Raw genomic sequence first — 3,438 nt, forward strand, 5'->3', positions numbered from 1 at the left:
GCGCAACCTGATGGACGCCGATGCGCTGACCATCATCGAAGGCGCCCTGGCCGCCTCCGACACCCGCGTCACCGACGTCATGGTTCCCCGCGCCCAGATGGGCGTCATCGACATTGACGACCCGCTGAGCGAGATCCTCCCCGTCGTCATCGAAGCCGCCCACTCGCGCTTTCCGGTCGTCGACGGCGACCGCGACAAAGTGCTCGGCGTGCTGCTCGCCAAAGACTTGCTGCGTCTGCAGATCGAACCGGATTTTGATCTCCGCGACTGGCTGCGCCCAGCCGTCTTCATCCCCGAATCGAAGCGCCTCAACGTCCTGCTCCGCGAATTCCGCGTCTCGCGCAACCACATGGCCATCGTCGTCAATGAATACGGCGGCGTTGCCGGCCTGGTCACCATCGAAGACGTTCTCGAACAGATCGTCGGCGACATCGAGGACGAATACGACTTCGACGAAACCCACGACAACATCCGCCTCGACGCCTCTGGCCGCTACCGCGTCAAGGCGCGCACCGAGATCGAGGACTTCAACGCAGCCTTTACGACCACCTTCTCCGACGAGGAATTCGACACCGTCGGCGGCCTCGTCCTGCGCCACCTCGGCCGCGTGCCGAAGCGCAACGAAGTGATGGACATCGACGGCGTCCGCTTCCAGGTCCTGCGCGCCGACAGCCGCCGGCTGTACACCCTGCTGGTGACACCGGCACCCAAGCCAGTTGCCGGTGCTGAAGACTTTACTGGCTAAAAACCGGGCAGCGCGCTATCTGATCGCCATGACCATCGGCGTCGTCGGCGTCGGTTGCTTCGCGCCGTTCTGCCTGTTCTGGCTGGCACCGCTCGTCTGGCTCGGGTTTTTCTGGCTGCTGCGCCAGGCCGACAGCCCGCGCCAGGGCCTGTTCACCGGCCTCGCCTTCGGGATGGGCTTTTTCCTGACCGGCGTGTCGTGGGTTTTCGTCAGCCTCTCGGTCTTTGGTGGCATGCCATGGTGGCTGGCCGGGCCGGCGGCTTTCCTGTTCTGCTCTGTGATGGCGCTGTTTCCGATGGTCGCCGGCTATCTTTTCAAGCGCTTTCAAGCCGACGCTTTCTGGCGGCAGGCGCTGCTCTTCGCCGCCCTGATTGCTACGGTCGACTGGCTAAAAGGCTGGATTTTCACCGGCTTCCCGTGGCTTACCGTCGGTTACTCGCAAGCCGCACCCAGCCCGCTGACCGGCTTCGCGCCGCTCATCGGCGTGCACGGCCTGTCGCTGCTCGTCGCGCTGAGCGGCGCCCTGCTCGTCCGCTGGCAGGTCGGCCTGCCCGTTCTCGCCGCGCTCGGCATGGCCGGCTTCGGCCTGCAGCAAGTGGCGTGGACGACGCCGGTCGGTGAGCCGATCAGCGTCGCGCTCATTCAGGGCAATGTGCCGCAGGAAATGAAATTCCGGCCGGAAGCCTTTTTCCGCACCCTCGATCTTTACCGCGAACTGATCTCGCAGAACCCGGCCCAACTGACCGTGCTGCCGGAAACCGCCATCCCGGTTTTCATCGACCAGATTCCAACTGAATACCTCGACGAACTCAAAACGCTGGCCAAACGCCGGAACGGCGACCTCATCTTCGGCACGCTGACCGGCGTTGGCGACCAGTATTTCAACAGCGCAGTCAGCATCGGCAGCGCGCCGCTGCAGGTTTACAGCAAGAACCATCTGGTCCCCTTCGGCGAATTCATCCCGGCCGGCTTCGCCTGGTTCATGGCCTACGCCAACATCCCGATGTCGTCCTTCACGCCCGGCCCGGAAGCCCAGGCGCCGCTCGCCGTGGCCGGCCAGCAGGTGGCGGCGAACATTTGCTACGAAGACGTCTTCGGCGAAGAGATCATTCGCGCCCTGCCCGCGGCCGGCATCCTGGCCAATCTGTCGAACACCGCGTGGTTCGGCCATTCGCTGGCCCAGCCGCAACATTTGCAGATTGCCCAGATGCGCGCCGCCGAAACCGGCCGGCCGATGCTGCGCGCCACCAATACCGGGATGACCGCGATCATCGATGCCCGGGGCCGGGTCAGCGCCGCCCTGCCCGCCTTCACGACCGGCGTGCTGCACGGCGATGTGCGCGCCTACCAAGGCACGACGCCCTTTGCCCGCTTCGGAAACGGGCTGGCGCTGGGGTTGATCGTGGCCTTGGCCCTCCTTGGACTGAGCGGCAAGCGCCAACGCGCCAACTGATCCGGCCGAACAGCAGCCCAGGCATTTCAAAACCGGGTGTTTTTTCCGGTTGACCGCAGGATTTCCTGGCCAGCCCATGCCGAGCCGCGAATAGGGCTCGGCAATCCGCCGATCAGCCCCGATGGTCCAGCCACCAGGTCAGCCCCTGCACATTGAGTTCGATGTCGGTGGCCAGGATGTCGAGGATGCTGGCCTCGGGCAGCGTGCAGCCGTGGCTGCGCAGTTCGGCCAGGAGGTAGGCGGTGAGTTCCTGCTTGGTCACGATGTGGCGGGTTTCGCCGTCGCTGGCGTGGGCTTCGGCAAGGGCGACGTGGACGTCGAGGCGGCGGAGCAGGTTGGCGGCCTGGGCCGGCAGATCGGTGACCTGGGCGTAGTGGGTCAGGTACATGGCCTGCGGATTGAAGCGCATCAGGCGGTCGATGGAGGCACGCATTTCAGTTGGGTCGAACTGGGTCGGGCTGGTCGTCGGCTGGATGAACTGGCGGCCGTCGACGTCGAATTCTCGGTACGAAAGCCCGAACATGTCGCCGGTAAAGATGGCTTTCGCCTTCTCGTCGACGATGCAGATGTGGTGCTTGGCGTGGCCCGGGGTGTCGATCATGAGCAGTTGGCGGCGGCCGAGCTGAATGGTCAGGCCGTCGTCGGCGTCGATGATACGCCCGGCCGGAATGGGCAGGATGTCACCGTAGACCGTGTCGACGTATTCCTGGCCATAGACGGCGGTGACGCCAGCGACGAGCTTGGACGGCTCGGCCATGTGGCGCGAACCACGCGGGTGCACGACAAGTTTGGCGTTGGGAAATTCGCGCATCAGCGCCCCGGCGCCGCCGGCGTGGTCGAGGTGGATGTGGGTGAGGATAACGAAATCGACGGCCTCGCGCCCCAGCCCGACCTTGTCGAGGGCGGCGAGGACGTTGGGCAGCGAGTCGTTGCTGCCGGTGTCGATGAAGGCGACGCGGCCGGCATCGACGATCAGGTGGATGGCGGCCAGGATCGGGCGCACGTAGCCGGCGTCGAAGGCGATGATGCCGTTGCCGTAGTCTCTCCAGTCGAACATTTCCATACTCCTGCGTATTGACGGCGGCGATTATACTGGCGGCCTGACGATTTCAAAGAGTGGTGCGATGACGCATTTCCTGGCCGACGATGGCGAGAAAATTCATGTCGGCATTTCCGGCCACGGTTCGCCGCTGATCCTGCTCCATGGCTGGACGTCGAGCCGCCAGGAATGGTTCCCCTT

The 3,438-nt window shown here is 64.7% G+C and carries 3 protein-coding genes; 2 read left to right on the forward strand and 1 reads right to left on the reverse strand.

Annotated features, from left to right (window positions below; genetic code table 11):
• Both ADADOO_RS08075 and lnt read left to right on the forward strand, forming a co-directional pair.
• Window positions 1-745 (forward strand): CorC family transporter (locus ADADOO_RS08075; protein WP_511276551.1); only part of this gene is annotated, 745 nt, incomplete at its 5' end.
• Complete coding sequence (lnt, locus tag ADADOO_RS08080) at window positions 723-2,198, forward strand: apolipoprotein N-acyltransferase (protein WP_511276553.1); 1,476 nt, start codon at window positions 723-725, stop codon at window positions 2,196-2,198. The genes ADADOO_RS08075 and lnt, both read left to right, overlap by 23 nt.
• Before the next feature lie 112 nt (window positions 2,199-2,310).
• Here the strand turns inward: lnt and ADADOO_RS08085 are convergent, their stop codons facing one another.
• Entirely contained in the window at window positions 2,311-3,255 is a 945-nt protein-coding gene (locus ADADOO_RS08085; RefSeq protein WP_511276555.1) for an MBL fold metallo-hydrolase, read from the reverse strand.
• Between the last annotated feature and the right edge of the window lie 183 nt (window positions 3,256-3,438).

Source organism: Azonexus sp., assembly GCF_036170495.1.
Taxonomy (GTDB): Bacteria; Pseudomonadota; Gammaproteobacteria; order Burkholderiales; family Rhodocyclaceae; genus Azonexus.

Coding starts and splice junctions, on each gene's coding strand:
- ADADOO_RS08085 (WP_511276555.1), bottom strand. CDS start 3,255: ATGTTCGACTGGAGAGACTACGGCAACGGCATCATCGCCTTCGACGCC.